This window comes from Lentzea sp. NPDC003310, from assembly GCF_040610935.1.
Taxonomy (GTDB): domain Bacteria; phylum Actinomycetota; class Actinomycetes; order Mycobacteriales; family Pseudonocardiaceae; genus Lentzea.
Map to the genome: position 1 here is coordinate 203,456 of NZ_JBEXNC010000018.1, position 23,215 is coordinate 226,670.

24 protein-coding genes, 1 pseudogene and 1 riboswitch are annotated in these 23,215 nt (G+C 70.2%); of the genes and pseudogenes, 13 read left to right on the plus strand and 12 right to left on the minus strand.

Annotated elements, in window-relative coordinates; all coding sequences use genetic code 11:
• Positions 1-7 precede the first annotated feature (7 nt).
• Positions 8-3,547: a methionine synthase gene (gene metH, locus ABZX02_RS33660; RefSeq protein WP_355304335.1), complete on the plus strand. Its 3,540-nt coding sequence runs from the start codon at positions 8-10 to the stop codon at positions 3,545-3,547.
• Entirely contained in the window at positions 3,540-4,196 is a 657-nt protein-coding gene (locus ABZX02_RS33665) for an HAD family phosphatase (RefSeq protein ID WP_355304336.1), read from the plus strand. The genes metH and ABZX02_RS33665 overlap by 8 nt, the downstream gene beginning before the upstream one ends.
• On the opposite strand, the gene ABZX02_RS33670 is transcribed toward ABZX02_RS33665, so the two are convergent.
• From ABZX02_RS33670 to ABZX02_RS33685, 4 genes are all read right to left on the minus strand, one after another.
• On the minus strand, positions 4,193-4,726 hold the full coding sequence (locus ABZX02_RS33670) for an SMI1/KNR4 family protein (protein ID WP_355304338.1): 534 nt from the start codon (positions 4,724-4,726) through the stop codon (positions 4,193-4,195). The two genes, ABZX02_RS33665 and ABZX02_RS33670, sit on opposite strands and share 4 nt — an antisense overlap.
• 53 nt (positions 4,727-4,779) lie before the next feature.
• Complete coding sequence (locus ABZX02_RS33675) at positions 4,780-5,535, minus strand: CbtA family protein (protein WP_355304340.1); 756 nt, start codon at positions 5,533-5,535, stop codon at positions 4,780-4,782.
• Between the two features lie 8 nt (positions 5,536-5,543).
• Positions 5,544-5,732, minus strand: coding sequence for a CbtB-domain containing protein (locus tag ABZX02_RS33680; protein WP_177229632.1), 189 nt, complete (start codon positions 5,730-5,732; stop codon positions 5,544-5,546).
• Positions 5,733-5,785: 53 nt separating this feature from the next.
• Positions 5,786-5,918: riboswitch (cobalamin riboswitch) on the minus strand.
• A 70-nt stretch (positions 5,919-5,988) separates the two neighbouring features.
• On the minus strand, positions 5,989-6,639 hold the full coding sequence (locus ABZX02_RS33685) for a (2Fe-2S)-binding protein (protein ID WP_355304343.1): 651 nt from the start codon (positions 6,637-6,639) through the stop codon (positions 5,989-5,991).
• Between the two features lie 108 nt (positions 6,640-6,747).
• On the opposite strand from ABZX02_RS33685, the gene ABZX02_RS33690 reads away from it, so the two are divergent.
• From ABZX02_RS33690 to ABZX02_RS33700, 3 genes are read left to right on the plus strand one after another with little or no spacing between them, the layout of a single operon-like run.
• Entirely contained in the window at positions 6,748-7,011 is a 264-nt protein-coding gene (locus ABZX02_RS33690; protein WP_089912086.1) for a phosphoribosyl-ATP diphosphatase, read from the plus strand.
• Positions 7,012-7,027: 16 nt separating this feature from the next.
• Complete coding sequence (hisG, locus tag ABZX02_RS33695; RefSeq protein WP_355304345.1) at positions 7,028-7,888, plus strand: ATP phosphoribosyltransferase; 861 nt, start codon at positions 7,028-7,030, stop codon at positions 7,886-7,888.
• On the plus strand, positions 7,885-8,196 hold the full coding sequence (locus ABZX02_RS33700) for an antibiotic biosynthesis monooxygenase (protein ID WP_355304347.1): 312 nt from the start codon (positions 7,885-7,887) through the stop codon (positions 8,194-8,196). Before hisG ends, ABZX02_RS33700 begins: the two co-directional genes overlap by 4 nt.
• Here the strand turns inward: ABZX02_RS33700 and ABZX02_RS33705 are convergent.
• The 4 genes from ABZX02_RS33705 to ABZX02_RS33720 form a co-directional block, all read right to left on the minus strand.
• Complete coding sequence (locus tag ABZX02_RS33705) at positions 8,130-8,771, minus strand: phosphoribosyltransferase family protein (RefSeq protein ID WP_355304349.1); 642 nt, start codon at positions 8,769-8,771, stop codon at positions 8,130-8,132. The genes ABZX02_RS33700 and ABZX02_RS33705 overlap by 67 nt on opposite strands.
• Positions 8,772-8,856: 85 nt before the next feature.
• Entirely contained in the window at positions 8,857-9,213 is a 357-nt protein-coding gene (locus tag ABZX02_RS33710) for a hypothetical protein (RefSeq protein WP_355304351.1), read from the minus strand.
• Positions 9,214-9,224: 11 nt separating this feature from the next.
• Entirely contained in the window at positions 9,225-9,998 is a 774-nt protein-coding gene (locus ABZX02_RS33715; protein WP_355304401.1) for a thioesterase family protein, read from the minus strand.
• The gene (locus ABZX02_RS33720; protein WP_355304353.1) at positions 9,995-10,840 is read right to left on the minus strand and encodes a PD-(D/E)XK nuclease family protein; all 846 of its coding nucleotides are present in this window, start codon (positions 10,838-10,840) and stop codon (positions 9,995-9,997) included. The genes ABZX02_RS33715 and ABZX02_RS33720 overlap by 4 nt, the downstream gene beginning before the upstream one ends.
• 100 nt (positions 10,841-10,940) lie before the next feature.
• Between ABZX02_RS33720 and ABZX02_RS33725 the strand changes: the two genes are divergently transcribed.
• Both ABZX02_RS33725 and ABZX02_RS33730 read left to right on the plus strand, forming a co-directional pair.
• The gene (locus ABZX02_RS33725) at positions 10,941-12,059 is read left to right on the plus strand and encodes a site-2 protease family protein (protein ID WP_355304355.1); all 1,119 of its coding nucleotides are present in this window, start codon (positions 10,941-10,943) and stop codon (positions 12,057-12,059) included.
• Between the two features lie 15 nt (positions 12,060-12,074).
• Complete coding sequence (locus ABZX02_RS33730; protein ID WP_179953856.1) at positions 12,075-12,899, plus strand: tRNA (adenine-N1)-methyltransferase; 825 nt, start codon at positions 12,075-12,077, stop codon at positions 12,897-12,899.
• A gap of 84 nt (positions 12,900-12,983) precedes the next feature.
• On the opposite strand, the gene ABZX02_RS33735 is transcribed toward ABZX02_RS33730, so the two are convergent.
• Positions 12,984-13,796, minus strand: coding sequence for a hypothetical protein (locus tag ABZX02_RS33735; protein ID WP_355304357.1), 813 nt, complete (start codon positions 13,794-13,796; stop codon positions 12,984-12,986).
• A gap of 37 nt (positions 13,797-13,833) precedes the next feature.
• Positions 13,834-14,718, minus strand: a complete 885-nt coding sequence (locus ABZX02_RS33740; RefSeq protein WP_355304359.1) for a hypothetical protein — start codon at positions 14,716-14,718, stop codon at positions 13,834-13,836.
• A gap of 714 nt (positions 14,719-15,432) precedes the next feature.
• On the opposite strand from ABZX02_RS33740, the gene arc reads away from it, so the two are divergent.
• Together arc and ABZX02_RS33750 are read left to right on the plus strand one after the other, a co-directional pair.
• Positions 15,433-17,229, plus strand: a complete 1,797-nt coding sequence (arc, locus tag ABZX02_RS33745) for a proteasome ATPase (RefSeq protein WP_355304361.1) — start codon at positions 15,433-15,435, stop codon at positions 17,227-17,229.
• 106 nt (positions 17,230-17,335) lie between these two features.
• Positions 17,336-17,863: a hypothetical protein gene (locus ABZX02_RS33750; protein ID WP_355304363.1), complete on the plus strand. Its 528-nt coding sequence runs from the start codon at positions 17,336-17,338 to the stop codon at positions 17,861-17,863.
• Here ABZX02_RS33750 and ABZX02_RS33755 read toward each other — a convergent pair.
• Positions 17,860-18,489, minus strand: a complete 630-nt coding sequence (locus ABZX02_RS33755; protein ID WP_355304364.1) for a response regulator transcription factor — start codon at positions 18,487-18,489, stop codon at positions 17,860-17,862. The genes ABZX02_RS33750 and ABZX02_RS33755 overlap by 4 nt on opposite strands.
• The gene (locus ABZX02_RS33760) at positions 18,486-19,556 is read right to left on the minus strand and encodes a histidine kinase (RefSeq protein ID WP_355304366.1); all 1,071 of its coding nucleotides are present in this window, start codon (positions 19,554-19,556) and stop codon (positions 18,486-18,488) included. The genes ABZX02_RS33755 and ABZX02_RS33760 overlap by 4 nt, the downstream gene beginning before the upstream one ends.
• Positions 19,557-19,668: 112 nt before the next feature.
• Here ABZX02_RS33760 and ABZX02_RS33765 point away from each other — a divergent pair.
• The 4 genes and pseudogenes from ABZX02_RS33765 to ABZX02_RS33780 form a co-directional block, all read left to right on the plus strand.
• A pseudogene (locus ABZX02_RS33765) lies at positions 19,669-20,295 on the plus strand (ATP-binding cassette domain-containing protein); the annotation flags it as partial.
• Between the two features lie 71 nt (positions 20,296-20,366).
• Positions 20,367-21,122: an ABC transporter permease gene (locus ABZX02_RS33770; RefSeq protein ID WP_355304368.1), complete on the plus strand. Its 756-nt coding sequence runs from the start codon at positions 20,367-20,369 to the stop codon at positions 21,120-21,122.
• Between the two features lie 97 nt (positions 21,123-21,219).
• Positions 21,220-22,275: a cellulase family glycosylhydrolase gene (locus ABZX02_RS33775; RefSeq protein ID WP_355304370.1), complete on the plus strand. Its 1,056-nt coding sequence runs from the start codon at positions 21,220-21,222 to the stop codon at positions 22,273-22,275.
• A 60-nt stretch (positions 22,276-22,335) separates the two neighbouring features.
• Positions 22,336-23,214: an aldo/keto reductase gene (locus ABZX02_RS33780; protein WP_355304372.1), complete on the plus strand. Its 879-nt coding sequence runs from the start codon at positions 22,336-22,338 to the stop codon at positions 23,212-23,214.
• Position 23,215: the final 1 nt, after the last annotated feature.

Consider the following 23,215-nt stretch of genomic DNA (forward strand, 5'->3'; position numbering starts at 1 on the left):
TTGGCCCATGCGTGATCGCGGAGCGTCGCCGTTGCTGGAAGCGCTGGTGAACCGGGTCGTCGTCGCCGACGGGGCCATGGGCACGATGCTCCAGGCCGCCGACCTCTCCCTCGACGACTTCCGCGGTCTCGAGGGCTGCAACGAGATCCTCAACGTCACCCGCCCGGACGTCGTGAAGGCCGTGCACCGCGGTTATCTCGAGGTCGGGTGCGACGCCGTGGAGACCAACACGTTCGGTGCGAACCTCGCGAACCTGGCCGAGTACGACATTCCGGACCAGATCTTCCACCTGTCCGAACGCGGCGCGGCTCTCGCGCGTGAGGTGGCGGACGAGTTCGCCTCGCCCGGACAGCCCCGGTTCGTGCTCGGCTCGGTCGGCCCCGGCACGAAGCTGCCGACGCTCGGCCACGCTCCTTATGCGACGTTGCGCGACGCGTACGTGGAGCAGTGCCGCGGCCTGCTGGCCGGCGGCGTGGACGCGATCATCGTCGAGACCTCGCAGGACCTGTTGCAGACCAAGGCGTCCGTGATCGGCGCCAAGCGCGCGATGGCGGCCGAGGGCCGGGAGGTCCCGGTCATCGCGCAGGTGACCGTCGAGACGACCGGCACGATGCTGCTCGGCTCGGAGATCGGTGCCGCGCTGACCGCGCTGGAGCCGCTCGGCATCGACCTGATCGGCCTGAACTGCGCCACCGGGCCCGCCGAGATGAGCGAGCACCTGCGGACGCTCGCGAAGCACGCGCGCATCCCCCTCTCGGTGATGCCGAACGCCGGCCTGCCCGAACTGGGGCCGCACGGCGCGGTCTACCCGCTGTCGCCGGAGGAGCTGGCGCAGGCGCTGGCCGGGTTCGTCACCGAGTTCGGCGCGCGGCTCGTCGGCGGCTGCTGCGGCACGACGTCCGAGCACCTGCGCCAGGTCGCCGACGCCGTCCGCGACCTCGGCCCGTCCGCCCGCCGCCCGCGTCCGGAACCCGGCGTGTCGTCGCTGTACCAGGCCGTGCCGTTCACCCAGGACGCGTCGGTGCTGATGATCGGCGAGCGCACGAACGCCAACGGCTCCAAGGCGTTCCGCGAGGCGATGCTGGCCGGGAAGTGGGAGGACTGCGTCGAGATCGCGCGCGACCAGACGCGCGAGGGCGCCCACCTGATCGACCTCTGCGTCGACTACGTGGGCCGCGACGGCGAGGAGGACATGCGGGCGCTCGCGTCCCGGCTGGCCACCGCGTCGACGTTGCCGATCGTGCTCGACTCGACCGAACCCGCGGTGCTGCAGGCGGGTCTCGAGTGTCTCGGCGGGAGGTGCGCGGTCAACTCGGTCAACTACGAGGACGGCGACGGCCCGGACTCCCGGTTCCAGAAGATCATGCGGCTCGCCTCCGAGCACGGCGCGGCCGTGGTGGCGCTGTGCATCGACGAGGAGGGCCAGGCCCGCACCGCGGAGTGGAAGGTGCGCGTCGCGGTCCGGTTGATCGAGGACCTGACCACCAACTGGGGCCTGCGGACCAGCGACATCATCGTCGACTGCCTGACGTTCCCGATCTCCACCGGCCAGGAGGAGGTCCGCCGCGACGCCGTGGAGACGATCGAGGCGATCCGCGAGCTCAAGCGCCGTCATCCGGACGTGCGCACGACTCTGGGACTGTCGAACGTCTCCTTCGGACTCAACCCGGCCGCGCGCCAGGTGCTGAACTCCGTGTTCCTGCACGAGTGCGTGCAGGCGGGTCTCGACACCGCGATCGTGCACGCGTCCAAGATCGTGCCGATGGCGCGCATCCCGGACGAGCACCGCGCGGTGGCGTTGGACCTCGTGTACGACCGGCGCCGCGAGGGCTACGACCCGTTGCAGCGGTTGATGGAGCTCTTCGAAGGCGTCACCACGAAGTCGAACTCCGCCTCGCGCGCCGAGGAACTGGCCGCGCTGCCGTTGTTCGAACGGCTGCAGCGCCGGATCGTCGACGGCGAACGCACCGGCCTGGAGGCGGACCTGGACGCGGCGCTGGACGAGCGGCCGGCGTTGCAGATCATCAACGACACGTTGCTCGCGGGCATGAAGACGGTCGGCGAGCTGTTCGGCTCCGGCCAGATGCAGCTGCCGTTCGTGCTGCAGTCCGCCGAGGTGATGAAGACCGCGGTCGCGCACCTGGAACCGCACATGGAGCGCTCCGACGACGGCGGCAAGGGCCGCATCGTGCTCGCCACGGTGAAGGGCGACGTGCACGACATCGGCAAGAACCTCGTCGACATCATCCTGTCCAACAACGGCTACGAGGTCGTGAACATCGGCATCAAGCAGCCGATCACGTCCATCCTCGACGCCGCCGAACGGCACCGCGCGGACGCGATCGGCATGTCCGGCCTGCTGGTCAAGTCGACCGTGATCATGAAGGAGAACCTGGAGGAGATGAACTCCAGGGGAGTCGCCGCGCGCTGGCCGGTGCTGCTCGGCGGCGCCGCGCTGACCCGCGCGTACGTCGAGAACGACCTGACGGAGATGTACTTCGGTGACGTCCGCTACGCCCGCGACGCGTTCGAGGGCCTGCGGCTGATGGACGCGATCATGGCGGCCAAGCGCGGCGAGGCACCGCTGGTCGACCCGGAGGCGGAGGCCAGGGCGGCGGAGCGCAAGGCCCGTCGCGAACGGTCGCTGCGCATCGCGGCGGCACGCAAAGCCGTTGCGGCGCAAGAGGAAGTCGCGACCGGCCGCTCGAACGTGGCGGCGGACAACCCGATCCCCGTGCCGCCGTTCTGGGGCAGCCGCGTGGTGAAGGGCATCCCGGTCGCGGAGTATTCGGCGCTGCTGGACGAGCGGGCGACGTTCATGGGCCAGTGGGGCCTCAAGGGCGCGCGTGGTGCCGGCCCGACCTACGACGAGCTGGTCGAGACCGAGGGCCGCCCGCGCCTGCGCTACTGGATGGAACGCCTTGCCACCGAAGGTGTTCTTGCCCACGCCGCCGTCGTCTACGGCTACTTCCCGTGCGTCTCCGACGGCGACGACCTGATCGTTCTGGAGGAGCCGTCGGTCGAGTCGGCTGAGCGCTTCCGGTTCCGTTTTCCGCGCCAGAAAAGGGATCGACGCCTCTGCCTGGCCGACTTCTGGCGCTCCCGGGACGTCGGCGAGGTCGACGTGATCGCGTTCCACCTCGTCACCATGGGCCAGCCGATCGCCGACTACGCGAACGAGCTGTTCGGCAAGAACGCGTATCGTGAGTACCTGGAAGTCCACGGACTGGGGGTCCAGCTCACCGAAGCGCTGGCCGAGTACTGGCACAAGCGGGTCCGCGAGGAGCTCGTGTGGCCGACCGGTGGCACCGTCGCCGCCGAGGACCCCGCCGCCGTCGAGGAGTACTTCAAGCTCGGCTACCGCGGCGCCCGGTACTCGTTCGGGTACGGAGCCTGCCCCGACATGGAAGACCGCAGGCGCGTCGTCGAACTCCTGGAGCCCGCCCGCATCGGGGTCTCGCTGTCCGAGGAACTCCAGCTCCACCCGGAACAGTCCACCGACGCCTTCGTGGCGCATCACCCGGAGGCGAAGTACTTCAATGTCTGATCCGCGCGCGGTCCTGTGGGACATGGACGGGACGCTGCTGGACTCCGAGAAGCTGTGGGACATCCCGCTCTACGAGTACGCGGAGAAGCTCGGCGGGGTGCTGTCCCTGGAGACCCGCGAACGCATGGTCGGCAGCAACGTGCCCACGACGATGCGCCTGCTGTTCGGCGACGTCGGCATCGAGCCGACCGAGGCGGACATGGCCGACGGCGCCGCGTGGATCCTGCGCCGCACCGAAGAAGTCTTCCGCGCGGGCCTGCCGTGGCGTCCGGGCGCGCAGGAGGCGTTGCGCGCCGTGCGTTCCTCCGGCGTGCCGATGGCGCTCGTGACGTCGACCGAGCGGGGACTGACCGAGGTCGCGCTGGACACGATCGGGCGGGACCTGTTCGACGTGACCGTGTGCGGCGACGAGGTGGACGGGCTGAACAAGCCGCTGCCCGAGCCGTACCTGAAGGCGGCGCGGCTGCTCGGGGTGGACGCGGCCGAGTGCGTCGCTGTCGAGGACTCGCCGACCGGGGTGGCCGCCGCGGTGGCGGCGGGGTGCACGGTGCTGGTCGTGCCGTGCGACGTCGCGGTGGAGGCGGGGGAGCGGCGGATCTTCCGCGACTCCCTCGTGGGCGTCGACCTCGAGGTGCTGAAGGCGCTCTAGACCCGCCGCCAGCCGAGCCTGCCGTCACGCACCTCGGGCACGTAGACGGAGGTCGTGAAGAACTTCGCCGCGTCCGCGTGTCCGCGCAGAGCCGGTGCGCCGGTGTCGAGGGAGTCCGCGATGTCGGTGAGCATCGCGGTCAGGCTCGGCCAGAGCGACGGCAGCCTGCTGCCCTCGTCCACGTCCCACGCGCGGACGCACCCGGACTCCGGACCCGGACGTTCGTCGACGAACAGGTAGTCGCCCATGTCATCCGCGGCGATCGGGACGAACTCCGGCAGGAAGACTCCCGACGTCGCGCCGGCCGGTTCCGTCTCGACTTCGAGGTGCGTGCTCTTCCTGTTTCGCGTTCGCTGCGAATCTTCTGGGGACAACGGGGTGTACCGCGCTGGAATCAGGTTCTCCGCACCGGTGAGGCGCCAGAGGCCGGTGGTCGCCGGATCGGCCGTGATCTGGTCGAAGGTGCGGGATGCGTTGACGCGCAACCAGTTGTGGATGCGTTCCCACGGTTGAACACCGTTCCCCGTCATCCCGACATGATGTCGCGCCGGAGGCGGGGTGGCCTCGCGGCCACCCCGCACCGTCAAGCGACGACTGCCTTCTCGACGGACTTCGCCCTGCGCGTGGCCGGGTCGACCAGCAGGCCGAACACCACGCCGATGCCCACGTAGAGCGTGGCCAGCTGCGCGAGCGAGCTGAGGCGGAACTGCCACAGCACGGTCACCGGCATGTCCGCGGGGATCGTGTCCGGCGGCGCGGGGAACGCCAGCAGCACCACCGCGCCGGCCGCGACCACCGCGAGCAGCACGGCCGTCGCCCGCACCGGTGCGGACTGCTCGCGCAGCCGCTCGGCGAGCCACGACGCGCCCCACACGATCACCAGGCCGGCCACCACCACGCCCAGGTACAGGGCGGTGCGGTAGTTCACCGTCTCCGGGTCGCCCACCGCGGGCGGGTTGGCCGGGTACTTGAGCCACGGCAGCAGCGCGACGGCGCCGAAGACCGCGGCACCGAACGCGACGCTGCGCGTGAACGGCGTGCTGCCGGTGAACCAGCGCTTCGACAGCGCGTAGGCCGTGGCGAACACCAGGCCCACCGCGATGCCGACGATCACCACGCCGAGCATGCCGCCCACGACCTGGGCGCCGCGGCTGACGAGCTCTTCCCCGCCGCCGTGGGAGTGGCCGGTCTCTTCACCGGCGGGTGCGCGAGCCTCCTCGACCGCGAGCGCGGCCCGGATCGGGATCTCGGTCACCAGGAGCTGCACCAGCGCGGACGCGACGCCGGCGATGCCGCCGGCCGCGATGCCGCGCAGTGCGATGGACTTGTAGGTCGTCATCCGCGTGGTCAGTGGCAGGGGACGCCGAGAGCGTGGCGGCCGTCGTGGAAGAACTCGTGCAGCAACTCGGAACCCGCGCCGAGCGCGAGGCCGTTCTCCTGCAGGACCAGGTAGGTGACGATCAGGCCGAGCAGTGAGACGGCGAAGGCCCATTTGGGCACGCGGACGGCGGACAGGCTTGCTGCGGGGCTCGTCATGACGGGCTCCTCCATACCTCGTGGAAGGTCAACTCTCCTTGCGGCGCCGCAGCCGGTCTCCTGACTCCCGGATCAACGCTGCCCCCGCGTCTTCCCAGTTCCGGCGGGAACCAGTGACGTGCTCGGCGGGGATCGCTTCCCGGTCACAGTGGCGAGGACCGCGCCGGATTTCCACCGGCTTCCCGTCACTGCGGCGCGTGCACCGTAAGTTGAGCGGCCCGTTAAGCACAACCGGCCATAAGAGTTGTTGCGTTCCTCACTTCACGAGTGGGCAGTCGCCACACTTCCCACCTGCGGCGACGCGGTAGTAAAGACAACAGCTCCGGCGCCGGAACCCGAGTTCGCCGGGGAAGCTCAGGAATTCTCCGGCTTCTTCGAACGGCGGCGCGCTCATGAGCCGTTCGCCCCGTTCTTCCGCTTCCTCCGCCGTGAGCATGCGTGCGCGCACAACCATTTTCAGCGCGCCCGCGACGTTCGACATCGCGTTGCCCCACAGCAGTCCGCGCGCCACGGGCGTGACGGACTGGATGGCCTCCACGACCGGTGCGAGTGCCTCGGCCGGTGGCGGCCCCAGGCGTGGCTGGTCGATGCGCACGCTCAGGCCGTTCGCCGGGTGGTGGTGCCACCAGAGGTTCTCGGGGCGGACGTCGATCGGGATGTTCGCGGCCGTGAGCGGGCTGAGCAGGCGGGCGGTGTAGCTGAGGAAGAACAGGCTGGCGGCGACGCGTGGTTCGTCGGCTTTGTACCGGATCGCGATGGCGTCGATGGTGGTCTTGAGGGCGGGGCCGTCGAGAAGTGCCGTTCCCGGCAGCCAGAAGTCGTCGGGGCGGCCCACGTCGAGGGCGAAGAACGGGTTGATGCCGCGCACCCGGCGCAGCGCTGCGAGGACCTCCGCGAACTCCGACACGGAAGTTCACGCTACCGGGTGTCCATGCAGGACAGATCACGTCCACCGCCTGGGACAGATGTGACCGCGGTGTGGACCGGGGTCGCCGGGATGGGAGGATGTGGAGCCGTGAAGACCTTCGATTCCCTGTTCGCAGAGCTGACCGAACGAGCCGCCACCAAGCCGGAGGGATCCGGCACCGTCGCCGCGCTCGAGGCCGGGGTCCATGCGCAGGGCAAGAAGGTCCTGGAGGAGGCGGGCGAGGTCTGGATCGCCGCCGAGTACGAGTCCGACGAGAAGCTCTCCGAAGAGATCTCGCAGCTGCTCTACCGCCTCCAGGTGCTCATGCTGGGCCGTGGGCTCACCCTCGAAGACGTGTACAAGTACCTCTGACGGAAAAGACTTCGACATGCTGCGCGTTGCAGTCCCGAACAAGGGCGCGCTCGCCGAACGCGCCTCCGCCATGCTCACCGAGGCCGGCTACCGGCAGCGGCACGAGCCGCGTGACCTGACCGTGCTCGACAACAACAACGAGGTCGAGTTCTTCTTCCTGCGTCCCAAGGACATCGCGATCTACGTGGCGTCCGGCGACCTCGACCTCGGCATCACCGGCCGCGACCTGGCCGCCGACTCGGGCGCCGACGACAACGGCTCGTCGGTCGAGGAGTTGCTCGCCCTGGGCTTCGGTTCGTCGACCTTCCGCTACGCCGGGCCGCGGGGCACCGACTGGAAGGTCTCCGACCTCGAGGGCAAGCGCCTCGCCACCGCGTACCCGAAGCTCGTGGGCCGCGACCTCAAGGCCCGCGGCATCACCGCCAAGGTGATCCGCCTCGACGGCGCCGTCGAGATCTCGATCCAGCTGGGCGTCGCCGACCTGATCGCCGACGTGGTGGGCTCCGGCCGCACCCTGCGCCAGCACGACCTGGTGCCGTTCGGCGAGCCGATCTGCGAGTCCGAGGCGGTCCTCATCCACCGCAACGGCTCCGAGGTCACGGCCGCCAAGAAGCAGCTGACCGCGCGCCTGCAGGGCGTCGTGTTCGCGCAGCAGTACCTGATGCTCGACTACGACTGCCCGCGGTCGATCCTCGAGGACGCGATCGCGCTGACCCCGGGCCTGGAGTCGCCGACCGTGGCGCCGCTGGCCAACCCGGAGTGGGCGGCCGTGCGGGCGATGGTGTCGCGCAAGGAGGCGAACAAGGTCATGGACGAGCTGGCCGCGATCGGTGCCAAGGCCGTGCTGGCCTCGGACATCAGGTTCTGCCGCCTGTGATCACGGAGCACGCGCTGCTCGACGTCCTGCCGGGCTCCGAGCAGGACTTCGAGTGGGCGTTCGGCGAGGCGCGGGAGCTGATCTCCGCCTCGCCGGGCTTCCGCGGTCTCGAACTGCTGCGGGACGTGGCGACGCCGTCGCGCTACCTGCTGCTGGTGCGCTGGGACTCGGTGGAGGCGCACGTGGTCGGCTTCCGGCAGGGGCCGTCCTACGAGCGCTGGTCCGCGTTGCTGCACCGCTTCTACTCGCCGTTCCCGGTGGTCTCCCACTTCGAGAGCGCGCTGAGCACCTCGTCGTCCGTGGTCTGATCGAAGCTCTCGTACCAGCGGCTCACGGCCTGGAAGTGCTTCGGCGTGAGCACGGCGACCACCCTGGTGCCGAACGTGCCGATCGACTCCCTCGCCGCCACCGGCACGGCCAGCGTGATGCTCCTCGGTTCGCGCTGGGCGATCCAGTGGAGTGCCGCTCTGGCGGTGACGCCGGTGGCCAGGCCGTCGTCGACCACGATCACGTCGCGGTCCCTGATCACGAGCGGCCTGCTGCCGCGGTAGAGCACCGTTCTCCGGCGGGCTTCCTCGCGTTCCTCGTCGGCCGCGCGACCGAGCTGCTCCTCGGTGAGGTTCAGCGCCCTGAGCACTCTCGGGTCGTAGAGGGGTTCGCTGTCCGCGGTGACGGCGCCGACGCCGTACTCGGGGTGGCCGGGTGCGCCGATCTTGCGGGCCACCACCACGTCCAGTTCGGCGTCGAGGTGGTCGGCCACCTCTTTGGCGACCGGGACGCCGCCTCTCGGCAGGCCGAGGACGAGCGGGTCGTGCCAGGGGAGGTCGGCGAGTCGCGCGGCCAGGGCGCGGCCCGCTTCCTGACGGTTCGCGAACCTCTTCACAGCTCCGCCGACGCTACGCGCATGGCGGCGGCGGAGGCGAGCCTGTGGAGGCGCGGATTCACTGCCGGAAACGAGGTGTGACCGTTCAGACGATCCGGACGGAGCCGTCGTCCGCCACCGCGTAGATCGTGAGCCGGAGAAGTGTTCGCAGCCTGGCTGGAGCGCGGAGTGCCGCGCGGAGCGACTTCGGCTCGTCACGGATCACCAGTCCGTAGCTCGTGGCACGGTCGTCCGTCTCGTCCTGGCGGCAGATGATTTGCCCGTACGCGGTGTGGATGTCCAGACCGGGCTCACTCGTTCTGCCTTTGGCCTCGCAACGGATCGTCTCCCCACGTCTCGAAGCGATGACGTCCCAGTGGTCCCGCTCGACTTCGACTGACCAGCCGCGGGATTCGAGCCAGGTCCCGAATGCCGTCACGACCACCGCTTCGTCACCGCGCACCGCCACCACCTCTAGCGCTCGCGCACGAACAGCGCCTGCGCCGTCGTGCCCACCGGACCCTCCACGTCGTGCACCACGCTGGTCGCGACCCCGACCCCGTCCGGCCCGATGGTCGTGCGCGCGTCCATGCCGACCCACTCGCCGGCGGGACGGCGGTGCAGGTGCACCGTCAGGTCCGTGTTGATGGCGTACCACTTGCGAATGTCCACACGGGACGAGACGCCGCTCGCCGAGTCGACGACGGAGAACAGGCGCTCCTCCGGGGTCGGCTCGAAGCCCTCGACCACGGCCACGCGCGGTCTCGCCCACACCTGCGCGTCGCCCGGCGTGAAGATGCCGCCCGACAGGGAAAGCCACTCGACGGCGGAGAGGTAGCCGCCGCCCCAGTGGTCCGGGATCTCCATCGGCACCGCGGAGCTCGGTGGGGCCAGGGCGGGGGTGTCGCCGCCCGCCACGGCCGCGGTGTCGCCGGCGACGATGCGCCACGCCCGCGCGGTGAGGACCGTGCGGCCTGCACAGGAAAGGGAAGCCGACAGGAGTTCCACCGAACGGCCGGGGCGTTCGACCGCTGTGGTCACCGTCAGGTCGGCCACCGGGACCGGGCCCAGCACCTCGAACGTGACGCGGGCCAGGGCGGAGGACGGGGTGCCGGTGGCCAGCAGGGCGCGGACCAGCAGGGCCGACGGCGGGCCCAGGTGCTGGCTGTCCGGGCCCCACGGGCCGACGGTGTGCTCGGTGGCGCGGAACGTGGTCTCGTCCAGCGGCAGGTAGAAGGCGGGCATCAGTCGCGGTCCTGCAGCGGCTCGGTGTCGTCGGGTTCCGGCCAGCCGGGGTAGGGCGGCGGGGTGCCGTCGAAGGCGGGGCAGAAGGCCTTGTGGTCGCAGTAGTCGCACAGGCGGCTGGGGTTCGGGCGGAAGTCGCCGGTCGGGGCCGCGCGCATGATGGCCTGCCAGATCGCGTCGAGCGTGCGCTCGAAGCGGGCCAGCTCGCCCTCGTCCGGGGTGTAGGCGAGGGCCTGGCGGTCGGCCAGGTACATCAGGCGCAGCTGGCGGGGGACGACGCCGCGCAGCTTCCAGAGCACCAGGGCGTAGAACTTCATCTGGAACAACGCCTTCGCCTCGCCGATCTCGCGCGGGGCGGCGCCGGTCTTGTAGTCGACCACGCGGATCTCACCCGTCGGGGCGACGTCCACGCGGTCGATGTAGCCGCGCAGCAGCACGCCGGACGGCAGCTCGGACTCCACGAGCAGCTCGCGCGACTCCGGTTCGAGGCGGCGCGGGTCCTCCAGGCCGAAGTAGCCGTCGAGCAGCTTCGTGGCGGACGCGAGCCACTCCGCCTCCTCCTCGCCGCCCTCCACCTCGAACAGCGTCGCGAACTCCGGGCGCTCGGCCTTCACCCGGTCCCAGGCGGGCGTGATCATCGACCGCGCGCGGTCGGGCACGCGCTCCGCGGCGGGCAGCGCGAACAGGTCCTCCAGCACCGCGTGCACCACCGTGCCGCGCACCTGCGCCTTCGTCGGCCTCTCCGGCAGCCGGTCGACCGCGCGGAACCGGTAGAGCAGCGGGCACTGCTTGAAGTCCCCTGCCCGGGAAGGCGAGAGCGCGGGCCTGCGCAACGTGGTGCTCATGGTTCGCACCATAGGACAGGGGTCTGACAATCCCGGGAGCGCCACCTGGCTACGGCCGCATCAGACCGCGAGATCACACCGCCGCCTCTAGAGTGCTCCCGTGGCCGCGCGGATCAGTGATCGAGCAGGCGGCCTGCTGCTGTTCCGGGTGGCGGGCATCCCTGTGCTGCTCGCGCCGTCCTGGTGGATCGGCTCGGCGATCGTGGTGGCGTTCTACGCGCCGTTCGTCGACGACCTGGCCCCCGGCACACCGCCGGGCATCGGGTTGCTGATGGCCGTGCTGCTCGCCCTCTTCCTCGGGTTGTCGGTGCTGGCGCACGAGCTCGGCCACTGCGTCGTCGCGCTCCGGCTGGGCCTGCCGGTCCGCAGACTGCACCTGTTCCTGCTGGGCGGGTCCACCGAGATCATGCGCACGCCCGGCAAACCCGGTCACGAGGGCGCGGTCGCGGGGGCCGGACCGGTCGTGTCCGTCGCGCTGGCCGCCGTGTTCGGCCTGGGCGCGATGGTGATGACGCAGGACGGCGTCGTGTGGGTGCTGGTCTTCCAGCTGGCCGCCGCGAACGCCGCCGTCGCTCTCTTCAACCTTCTTCCCGGCCTGCCGCTCGACGGCGGCCGGATCGTCCGGGCCGGCGTGTGGGCCGTGACCGGGCAACGGGCCGTGGGCACACGTGTGGCCGTGGTCGGCGGTATCGCCGTGGCCATCGCATTGGTGGCGTGGGCGCTGTACGGCGTCGCGGCGGGTGCAGAAGACCGTTGGCTGCGCTTCGGCGTGTGCGTCCTCACGGCGTGGGGTGTCGTCGTCGGCGCGAGAGGTGAGCTCGCGAGCGAACGACGCCGCACGTGGCCCGCGGGCGTGACGCTCGACGACCTGATCCTGCCGGTGCTCCAGCTGCCCGCGGAGAGTCCCGTCGCGGACGCCCTGAGCACCTCCGCCGGACGCGGGGTCGTGCTGGTGCGGGCGGACGGCGTCGCGGCCGGGCTGCTCGACACCGAACTGGCCCGCAAGCTCGCCGCCGCAAGCCCGTTCGCGCCCGCGGAACAGGCGGCCGAACCGATCCTTCCCGAGACCGTGCTGCTCGCCGACGAACCCGGCGAGGAGATCGTCGAACGGGTCCAGGGCACCGCCGCGTGGCAGTTCCTCGTCGTCGACCTGGAGGGCCGGCCGGCGGGCGTGCTGCGCAGGGAGGACCTGCGTGCGGCCATCGAGAAGGGCGTTTGACACCATTGCGCGGTGATTAGCGCAAGTGGACCGTTCCAGCCGGGCGACCGGGTTCAGCTCACCGACCCCAAGGGGCGGCACTACACCGTCGTCCTGGAACCCGGCAAGGAGTACCACACCCACCGCGGCGCCATCCCGCACGACCTGCTGCTCGGACAGCCCGAGGGATCGGTCGTGCAGTCGGTGGGCGGCACGAACTTCCTGGCGCTGCGCCCGCTGCTGCCGGACTACGTGCTGTCGATGCCGCGCGGCGCGCAGGTCATCTACCCGAAGGACGCCGCGCAGATCTGCATGTACGGCGACATCTTCCCGGGCGCGCGCGTCCTGGAGGCCGGCGCGGGCTCCGGCGCGCTGTCGTGCTCGCTGCTGCGCGCGGTGGGGGAGAAGGGCAGCGTCCAGTCCTACGAGGTGCGCGACGACCACGCCGTCCACGCCATCCGCAACGTCGAGACGTTCTTCGGCGAGCGCCCCGGCAACTGGTCGATCACCGTCGACGACGTGAAGAACCACGAGGGCGAGGTCGACCGGGTCATCCTCGACATGCTCTCGCCGTGGGAGGTCCTGCCCACGATCGCGAAGAACCTCATCCCCGGCGGCGTGCTCGTCGTCTACGTCGCCACCACCACGCAGCTGTCCGTCGTCACCGAGGCGTTGCGGGAGATGACGTGCTGGACCGAGCCGCACGCGTGGGAGACGCTCGTGCGCCCGTGGCACGTCGTCGGCCTCGCCGTGCGCCCGGAGCACCGGATGATCGCGCACACCGCGTTCCTGCTGACCACCCGCAGGCTCGCGGAGGGCGTGACGGCGCCCAAGCCGCAGCGCCGCCCCAGCAAGGGCTGAGCCCGGACGTGACGAAGGCCGGGTGGCGGGCGGACCAACCGCCTGCCACCCGGCCTTCGCGGATGTGCTGTGGAGCCGAACTCGTCACTCGACCCGGTCGATGCCGCACACCTTCCAGTCGCCGCCCGACTTGGACAGCTTGTAGATGATGGCGGCGGTCTGCGTGCCCTGGCCCTCGAGTCCCTCGAGCGACTGCTTGAACGTGCCGGTGGAGCCCGACACCTTCACCTCGGACACCGTGGCCTTGATGTTCGGCTGGGCCTTGTTCTGGGGCTTCATGGTGCCGAACGCCTCGGGACAGACGAGGTCCTTGACGTTGTTCGGATCGCCCTTGCCCACGCGGGTGCCCTCCACCATCCGGTCGGTGAACTCCTCCGCCACCTCCTGGGCGTCGGCGTCGGCGCTGCCGGTGGAGTTCGACGAGCTCTTCGACGACGGCGCGGCGGGTTCCGTGCCGCCGGTCGTCGGCTCCGAGTTCGTACTGGTCTGGCTGGTCGCCGCGGCGGTGTCGTCGCTGTCCGAGCCGGGCTTGAACAGGTACGGGTAGCCGATGCCGCCGACGATGACCAGTACCGCCAGGACGACGACGGCGGCGATCAGCCCGTTGTTGCGCTTGCTGGGCGGGGGACCGCCGAACCCTCCGTGCTGGCCGAACGGCTGCCGGCCCTGGGGACCGGGCTGGCCGTGGCCGGGCGGGGGTTGCTGCTGGTACCCCTGCTGGGGAGGCGGCCCGTAGCCCGGCGGGGGCTGCTGTCCGTGCGGACCGGGTTGCTGCGGCTGCCCGTACTGCCCGGGCTGCTGTCCGTACGGACCAGGTTGCGGTGGCTGCTGCCCGTACGGACCGCCGGGCGGCGGCTGCTGCCCGTACGGCCCCGGTTGCTGCGGTGGGTAGGTCATCGAATCTCCCCCAGAGATGTGTGGATCCGGCTGCGGGTCACCTGGTCGGCAGGGTCGGCGCCTCGGGGGTCTCCATCAGCGTGCAGTACTTCCAGTCGCCGGACTCCTTCTTGAACTTCAGGTCGGAGTCCCTGCTGGTGGTCTTGCCGTTGTAGGTCACCTCGATCTTCGCCTTCACGGTCGCCTCGTCACCGGAGACCGTGACGTCCCCGACCGTGACCGTCGGCGGCTTGATCGTCTTGGCCAGCTCCTCCGCGGCCTTGCGCTGGTCGGCGGGCAGCTCCTTGAACTTCTTCTCGAGCTCCTCGGCCTGGGCGACGACCGCCTTGCAGGTGAGCTGCTTGGCCTTCGCGGTGTCGTTCCTGATCGCGAAGTACTCCTTCGCGACGTTCTTGACCTCCGCCGCGTCGCCACCGCCGCTGCCGCTGCCCGAGTTCGAGTCCGGCGAGCTGGTGGAGCTGGTCGAGTCGTTGCCGGAGAACAGCACGGCCGCCGTGACGCCACCGCCCACGAGCACCAGCACGCCGACCACGACGCCGATGATCAGGCCGGTGTTGCTCTTCTTGGGCGGCGGGCCGCCGAACCCTCCGGGGCCGGGCTGGCCGAACGGCTGCTGACCGTAGGGCTGCTGCCCGTACGGGGGCTGGCCGGGCTGCTGGCCGTACTGCCCCGGCTGTCCGTACGGACCCGGCTGACCGGGCTGCGGGAAGCCGCCGCTCTGCGGTCCCTGCTGGCCGAACGGGTCCTGCTGCGGCTGGCCGTACTGGCCGGGCTGCTGGCCGTAACCGGGCTGCTGCGGCTGGCCGTAGCCGGGCTGGGGCTGCTGGCCGTGACCCGGCTGCTGCGGCGGCTGCTGCCCGTACGGACCACCGGGCTGCGGCTGCTGCCCGTAGGGCCCGGGCTGCTGCGGCGGGTAGGTCATCGAAACTCCCCCGATGCGGATGAGGTGATCTTTCTCTGGACATTGTGGTGCTTCGCCCGACAACTCGCGGGCGAATGGCGTCTATCGACACGCACGAGTGGTTATGCACACGCCCTGAAGTCGCGATCTGGTCGCGCGAAGGTCGTGTCTGATAACGATTGTGGCAACTCCACCGGGATTCGAGCGCGATGCACTGCGCTGTCGGGGTGGTGCGCCGGTCGCGCAGGCGGAACCACCCGGTTGGCCGTACGCCCTCCGGTCGCACCGGAGTCCCGCTCGCGCGGGGCTTCCCACGAACGCGAACGAGGTGGATTGCGGTGCGTGACCACCGAACGGATCAGTCACTCGTCCACCTGGTGGGACGGCGGCGGATCGCCGCCCGTCGCCGGGCCGCGAGCCGTACCAGGCGTGGTCGCGGTCGCCCGAGGGTGGTCGCGGACAGTGGGGACCGGGCCGCCGCCCTGGTGCTCCCATGACCCTCTCCTCGGACTTCTCGCAGGTCGTTTGGCGTGTCGCGGTGCGAAACGCCGGTCGTGGTCTCTGGGACGCACCGTAGCGGGTGAGCGGTCGGGCCGGACACCGAGATGGAGCAGTTGACCTCTGTTGGAGGGTGTGCCGTTGCGTCACACGAGCGAAGATGATGTTGTGAGTACCCCATTTTGTCGGTGATCGCCGGTACCGTAATCGGTACGAACACGGGAGGAGGGTGCCGACATGCAGCACGGTCATCCCGGCAGCCAACCCGATGAGGGTGGCGAGCTGAACCAGGGCAACAATTCTGCTGAGCTGACTGCGCAGATCAGGTTCCTCGAGGACGAGATCGCGTCGTTGCGTCGCAAGCTGACCGAGTCGCCGCGGCACACGCGGTTGCTCGAGCAGCGCTTGGCTGAGGCGACAGAGCGCGTCAGCCAGCTGACCGAGCGAAACACGAAGCTCATAGACACCCTCCGCGAAGCACGAAGCCAGCTGCTCGCGCTGCGTGAGGAAGTCGACCGGCTGGCGCAACCGCCCAGCGGGTACGGCGTCTTCATGGCGCGTTTCGACGACGGAACCGTGGACGTCTTCACCTCGGGCCGCAGGATGCGGGTGGCCGTGTCCCCCGCGGTCGAGCCGGAGAAGATCGCCTACGGCCAGTCCGTGCGCCTCAACGAGGCGCTGACGGTCGTCGAGGCCGGCGGGTTCGAGCGCTCCGGCGAGGTCTGCGCGCTGCGGGAGGTGCTCACCGACGACGGTGAGGACACCATCGCGCGGGCGCTGGTCGTCGGCCACGCGGACGAGGAGAGGGTGGTCTGGCTCGCCCAGCCGCTGCTCGACTCGCCGCTCAAGCCCGGCGACTCGCTGCTGGTCGACTCGAAGGCGGGCTTCGCCTACGAACGGGTCCCCAAGGCCGAGGTCGAGGACCTCGTGCTCGAGGAGGTCCCGGACATCGACTACAACGACATCGGTGGCCTCTCCCGGCAGATCGAGCAGATCCGCGACGCCGTGGAGCTGCCGTTCCTGCACGCCGACCTCTTCCGCGAGTACGAGCTGCGCCCGCCCAAGGGCGTGCTGCTCTACGGCCCTCCCGGCTGCGGCAAGACGCTCATCGCCAAGGCGGTGGCGAACTCGCTGGCCAAGAAGGTGCGGGAGATCCGCGGCGAGACCGACAAGCAGGCGAAGTCGTACTTCCTCAACATCAAGGGCCCCGAGCTCCTCAACAAGTTCGTCGGTGAGACCGAGCGGCACATCCGCCTGATCTTCCAGCGGGCTCGCGAGAAGGCGTCCGACGGCACCCCGGTGATCGTGTTCTTCGACGAGATGGACTCGATCTTCCGCACCCGTGGCTCCGGTGTGTCGTCCGACGTCGAGACGACGATCGTGCCCCAGCTCCTCGCCGAGATCGACGGCGTCGAGGGCCTGGAGAACGTCATCGTCATCGGCGCCTCCAACCGCGAGGACATGATCGACCCGGCGATCCTCCGCCCGGGCCGGCTCGACGTGAAGATCAAGATCGAGCGGCCCGACGCCGAGGGCGCGAAGGACATCTTCAACAAGTACCTGACGCCCAACCTCCCGCTGCACGCCGACGACCTCGCCGAGTTCGGCGGGGACCCGAAGGCCTGCATCGAGGGCATGGTGCAGCACACCGTGGAGCGCATGTACGAGGAGTCCGAGGACAACCGGTTCCTGGAGGTCACCTACGCCAACGGTGACAAGGAGGTCCTGTACTTCCGGGACTTCAACTCCGGCGCCATGATCCAGAACATCGTCGACAGGGCCAAGAAGGCGGCGATCAAGTCGCTGCTCGACACCAAGCAGCCCGGACTCTCCGTCCGGCACCTGCAGGCGGCCATCCTCGACGAGTTCGCCGAGAACGAGGACCTGCCGAACACGACGAACCCGGACGACTGGGCGCGCATCTCGGGCAAGAAGGGCGAGCGGATCGTCTACATCCGCACGCTCGTCACCGGGAAGAACCAGGATGCCGGCCGCGCGATCGACACGGCCACGAACACCGGCACCTACCTGTAGGACAGCTCGAACGCGAACCGCCCCGGTCGTCCTCGGCCGGGGCGGTTCCGCGTTTCCGCCCCTGTGCCGCGCCCGCCTGCCTACACTCCGCGTCCGTGGGGGAGACATGAGGACCACCGGGTACGTGCTGGGAGCGTTCGGGATCGCCGCCGCACTGGCCTTCGCCCGCGACGTGGCCGACCCGGCAGCCGTCCCGGGAAGACCGGTACCGCTGTCGGTCGAGTCGATGCGGGTCATGGCCGACCGCACCTGCGAGCGGCCGCCGGGCTACGTGTTCGGGACGCTGCAGCGAGTGCGGGACATGGTCGTGGAGGCGGGCTTCACCCCTGACAAGGTGGTCGTCTGCAAGATCCACGGCGACGGGCACGGCACCTCGAAGCGCGACACCGCTGCGCCCGGTGACAGGTACGTCGCCGGACGCGTGGGCCTGGTCTGGGACGACGACGCGAGCCTCGAGGTCGGGCGGGTCGCTCCCGAGGTCGCGGCCCTCGATTTCGTGCTGCCGAGCGGCAAGGTCGTCAAGGCCGAAGTGCACGGCGAGGTCTTCCTCTGCTTCGTGCCGGAGAAGACCGCCGCCCTGCGCATCCGGGCGTACGACGCGGGCGGCCGATTGCTGCGCGACGACATGATCTAGCGGACCAGTCCCGACTCGTAGGCCGCGATCACCAGCTGCGCCCGGTCCCGCGCGTGCAGCTTCGCCAGCAGGTTCCCGATGTGCGTCTTCACCGTCCCGGGACTGACGTGCAGCTCCGCCATGATCTCCGCGTTCGACCGGCCGCGGGCGATCAGCAGCAGCACCTCCTTCTCCCGTTCGGTGACCCGTTCCAGCCCGCGCACCGCCGGCGCGGCGGGCTGCCGGACGAACTCGGAGATCAGCCGGCGCGTGACGGTCGGCGACAGCAGCGACTCGCCGGACGCCACCACGCGGATCGCGGCCAGCAGCTCGGCGGGCGGGGTGTCCTTCAGCAGGAATCCCGAGGCACCGGCCCGCAGCGCCCCGAAGACGTACTCGTCGAGGTCGAACGTCGTCAGCACGAGCACGCGCGGGCCGTCCAGCAGCCGCGTGGCCTCGATGCCGTCCATCTCGGGCATGCGGATGTCCATCAGCACGACGTCGGGCCGCAGCTCCGCCGCCAGCGCGACCGCCTCCGCGCCGGTGCCCGCCTCGCCCACCACGGTCAGGTCCGGTTCGTGGTCCACCAGCAGGCGGAAGCTCGCGCGCAGCAACGCCTGGTCGTCGGCTATCAGCACGCGGGTCATCGGACCGGCAGCTCCGCGACGACCCGGAAACCGCCGCCGTCGCCCGGTCCGGCGCTGAACGTGCCGCCGTACACGGCCACGCGTTCGCGCATGCCGATCAGACCGTGTCCCACGCCGAGCTCCCTCACCCCGGGGCCGTCGTCCGCCACCTCGACGCGGACGGCTTCCGGTGTCACGTCCACCAGCACCGTGCACGACGCGGGCGCGGCGTGCTTCACGACGTTCGTCAGCGCCTCCTGCACGATCCGGTACGCCGAGAGCCCGATCCCTTCCGGCACAACGGCGTCGCCGCGCACGTCCAGTTTGACGCGCACGCCCGCGAGGGACGCGCGGTCGGCCAGGTCGGCGAGTCCGTCTAGGCCGGGGGAGGGGGCGAGGTCGGCGTCGGAGCGCAGCACGCCCAGAAGGCCGCGCATCTCCGTGAGTGCCGCACGGCTCGTGTCGGAGATGACCTGCAACGCCTCGTAGGCGTGTTCGGGTGATCGCACGTGTGCGGCGTTGCCCGCCTGCACGGCGATGAGGGACAGGTTGTGGGCCACCACGTCGTGCAGCTCGCGGGCGATGCGGAGCCGTTCGTCGGCGAGGGCCTGCTCGGCCTGCTGGGAGGTCTCGCGTTCGAGCATCGAGCGCCGCAGCCGGGTCGTGTAGCCGATGGCCCACACCGATCCCAGTGCGGCGACGGCGACGAGCAGGCTCTCCACCTCGCCGCCGGAGACGCCCGCGATCGCGATGACCGTGACGAGCAACGCGGCCAGCGACCAGGTCCGGTCGCGGTCCACCGCGACGGTGTAGAGGCCGAAGCAGACGGCCCCGACGGGCGCGCCCAGTGCGACGACGGGCAGGACCTGGGTCGTGACCACGACCACCGTCGCGGCGGTGATGACCCCCAGCGTGATCACCGGCCACAGCCGGCGCACGGCCACGGGCGCGGCGACGAGGCCCGCCAGCGGCACCGCGACGAACGGCGACGCGTGCACGTGCGGTTCGAGCATCGCGTAGGCGACGAGGGTCCAGATCACCAGTGCCGCGGCCGCGTCGACCAGGTAGAGGTGCAGTTTCGCGATCACGCCGACGACGCTAGCGAGCCCGCGCCCGCGACGCCTCGGACCCAGGTCCGATTCCCGGGATCGGAGCACGGGCCGATCCGCGGAGCACCCCTGGGGAACCACTCTCTTCCGCATGATCGAGGTGCGGAACCTGACGAAGAGATACGGGGACACGACGGCGGTCGAGGACCTGTCGTTCACCGTCCACCCCGGACTGGTGACGGGCTTCCTCGGCCCGAACGGCGCCGGCAAGTCCACGACGATGCGGATGGTCCTGGGCCTGGACCGGCCCACCGGCGGCGAGGCGCTGGTCGGCGGGAAGCGCTACCAGGACCTGGACCAGCCGTTGCGGCACGTCGGCGCGTTGCTCGACCCCGCCGCCGTGCACCACGGCCGCAAGGCCCTCGACCACCTGCGGTGGATCGCCGCGAGCAACGGCATCGGGCAGGAGCGCGCGGTGGAGCTGCTGGAGCGCGTCGGGCTGGGAGGCGTGCGGCACAAGCGGATCAGGGCGTTGTCGCTCGGCATGAAGCAACGGCTCGGTGTCGCCGCGGCGTTGCTCGGCGACCCCGAGGTGCTGATGTTCGACGAACCGGTCAACGGGCTCGACCCCGAGGGCGTGCGCTGGATCCGCGACCTGATGCGCGGCCTCGCGAACGAGGGCCGCACGGTCTTCGTGTCCAGCCACCTGATGAGCGAGATGGCGCTGACGGCTGACCACGTCGTGATCGTCGCAAGAGGACGGCTGATCACGGAGACGCCGATGGAGGCGTTGACCCGCAACGGATCGCTGGAGGACGCCTACCTCGAACTCACCTCCGGGAGGGGACTGTGAAGAACGCGCTCGCCGCCGAGTGGCTGAAGGTCGGGACGGTCCGCGCGCCGTACGGGCTGCTCGCCGCCGTCGGCCTGATCATCGCGTTCGGCGCGACGATCTCGTGGCTGATGGTCCAGGACTACGACACGTCCCCGGCCGCCGAGCAGGCGGCGTTCGCCTCGGCCGACTCCAGCGTGGTGATCACGCCGGTCGTGCAGTTCCTGGTCGCCGCGCTCGGCGCGCTGGTCGCGACCTCCGACCCACGTCTCACCGCGCTGACCGCCGTGCCGGACCGCACGCGCCTGCTGCTGGCCAAGACCGCGCTCACGGCCGGCGCGGCCGTGCTGATCGGGGCCGCCGCGCTCGCGGCGAGCCTCGGGTCCAGCGCGGTGATCATGGGGGACCGGCCGGCACCGGTGGCGCCGTGGGACGGCGTCGGCGACGTGCTGCCGTGGGCGGGTGCCGCGGTGCTGTCGATCCTGGTGACGGGGCTGGTGGGGCTCGGCCTGGGGCTGGCGCTGCGGTCGACGGCCGTCACCATCGTGATCGTCGGCGCGCTGCTCTGGGGCCTGCCCGCGATCACGCCGATGCTGCCGGAGCCCTGGAACGTGGACGCGTCCGCGGTGATGGTGCCGTACCTGGTGTGGGAGGTCGCGGGCGTCGTGGAGGACCCGCCTCTCGGTCCTCTGGCCGCCGCGGGTGTTTTGGCGATGTACGTACTGGTGACTCTCGGTACCGGAACTGTGACTCTTCTGCGACGAGACGCTTGACTCGCTCTTGGGGCACACCTATGGTCATCTATACCTTTAATCGGTAAGGAAACTTACCTAACAAATCCGCCGCCAGCAGTCCGAGAGGAGACGCTGAATGGCTTGGCAGAGGTCTGTGGTGGCGCTCACCGCGGCAGTCGTGCTCCCCCTGACCGGTGTGATGGCGGGCAGCTCGGTCGCTGCCGCACCCGCGGGCGACGTCTCCGCTGCCGCGCTGCCGCCGGGTTCGCCCGCGGCGGTCAACGGCCAGCTCAAGGTGTGCGGCGTCAAGCTGTGCAACAAGAACGGCAAGCAGATCCAGCTGCGCGGCATGAGCACGCACGGCATCCAGTGGTACTCCCAGTGCGTGAAGACCGCGTCCCTGGACGCGCTTTCGAACGACTGGAAGGCGGACGTCCTCCGCATCTCGATGTACATCCAGGAGGGCGGCTACGAGTCGAACCCCCGGAAGTTCACCGACATGGTGCACGGCTACATCGAGGAGGCCACGAAGCGCGGCATGTACGCGCTCGTGGACTGGCACCAGCTCTCGCCGGGCGACCCGAACCACAACACCACGCGCGCCAAGACCTTCTTCAAGGAGATCGCGCAGCGGCACAAGGACAAGACGAACATCATCTACGACATCGCCAACGAGCCGAACGGCGTGACGTGGTCGCGGGTCAAGTCCTACGCGGAGGCCGTCATCCCGACGATCCGCGCGGAGGACCCGGACAGCCTCGTCCTCGTCGGCACGCACGGCTGGTCGACGTTCGGCCTGTCCGACGGCCGCGACATCAACGAGGTGAGCCGCAACAAGGTCAACGCCTCGAACCTGATGTACACGTTCCACTTCTACGCGAAGGACCACCGCGACTCGTACCTCAACGCGTTGCGCACGGTCTCGAGCCAGGTGCCGGTCTTCGTCACCGAGTTCGGTTCGCAGGAGGCCTCCGGTGACGGTCCCAACGACTTCACCATGGCGAACAAGTTCATCTCGTTCATGAAGGAGGCCAAGATCTCCTGGACGAACTGGAACTTCTCCGACGACCACCGCACCGGTGCGGTGTTCAACAGCGGCACGTGCTCCGGCAGCAACTTCGCCGGCGAGGGTCCGCTGAAGGAGGCCGGCAAGTGGGTGCGCAACCACATCCGCACGGCTGACGACTTCTGACCGACCCCGGCGGGTCACGTGAGCGGCGGTCCTGCGGGGCCGCCGTTTACCGTTGTCGGCATGGCTCAACTCGCACTCGGTCTCGCGTCCCTCGGTCGTCCCGCGTACATCAACCTCGGCCGTGAGGACGCGCTACCGGCCGTGCGCGACGTCGAGTCCATGCGCGCGCAGTGCCACCTCGTGCTCGACGAGGCCTACTCGCTGGGCATCAGGTGGGTCGACGCCGCTCGTTCGTACGGGCTGTCGGAGGACTTCCTGTCGTCGTGGCTGCCCGGCCACGACGACGTGACGGTCTCCAGCAAGTGGGGCTACGCCTACACCGCGGACTGGCGGGCCGACGCCGAGGTGCACGAGGTCAAGGAGCACTCGCTCGCGCGGTTCACGCGGCAGTGGCAGGAGACCTCGGCGCTGCTGCCGCGCGTCGCGCTCTACCAGGTGCACTCGCTCACGGCTGACAGCCCGTTGTTCGGCGACCGCGCGCTGCAGGAGGCGATGGCCGGGATCGGTGTGCCGCTGGGCTTCTCGACGTCCGGGCCGCGGCAGGCCGACACCATCCGCAAGGCCCTGGACCTCGGCCTCTTCTCGTCCGTCCAGTCCACCTGGAACCTGCTGGAGACGTCGGCGGGGGAGGCGTTGCGGGAGGCGCACGAGGCCGGTCTGCGGGTGATCGTCAAGGAGGGCGTGGCCAACGGGCGGCTCGTCGTCGACCCGCCGCAAGCGGTTGCGGCACAGGCGGAGGAGCTCGGCGTCGGACCGGACGCGGTCGCACTCGCGGCGGTCGTCGCGCAGCCGTGGGCCGACGTCGTGCTGTCCGGTGCGGCGAGCCCGGCCCAGCTGCGGTCCAATGTGGACGCGCTGCGGATCGCCGTGGACCTGCCCGACCTGGCCGAGCCCGCCGAGGAGTACTGGAAAATCCGTTCCGGGCTCGCCTGGAACTAGC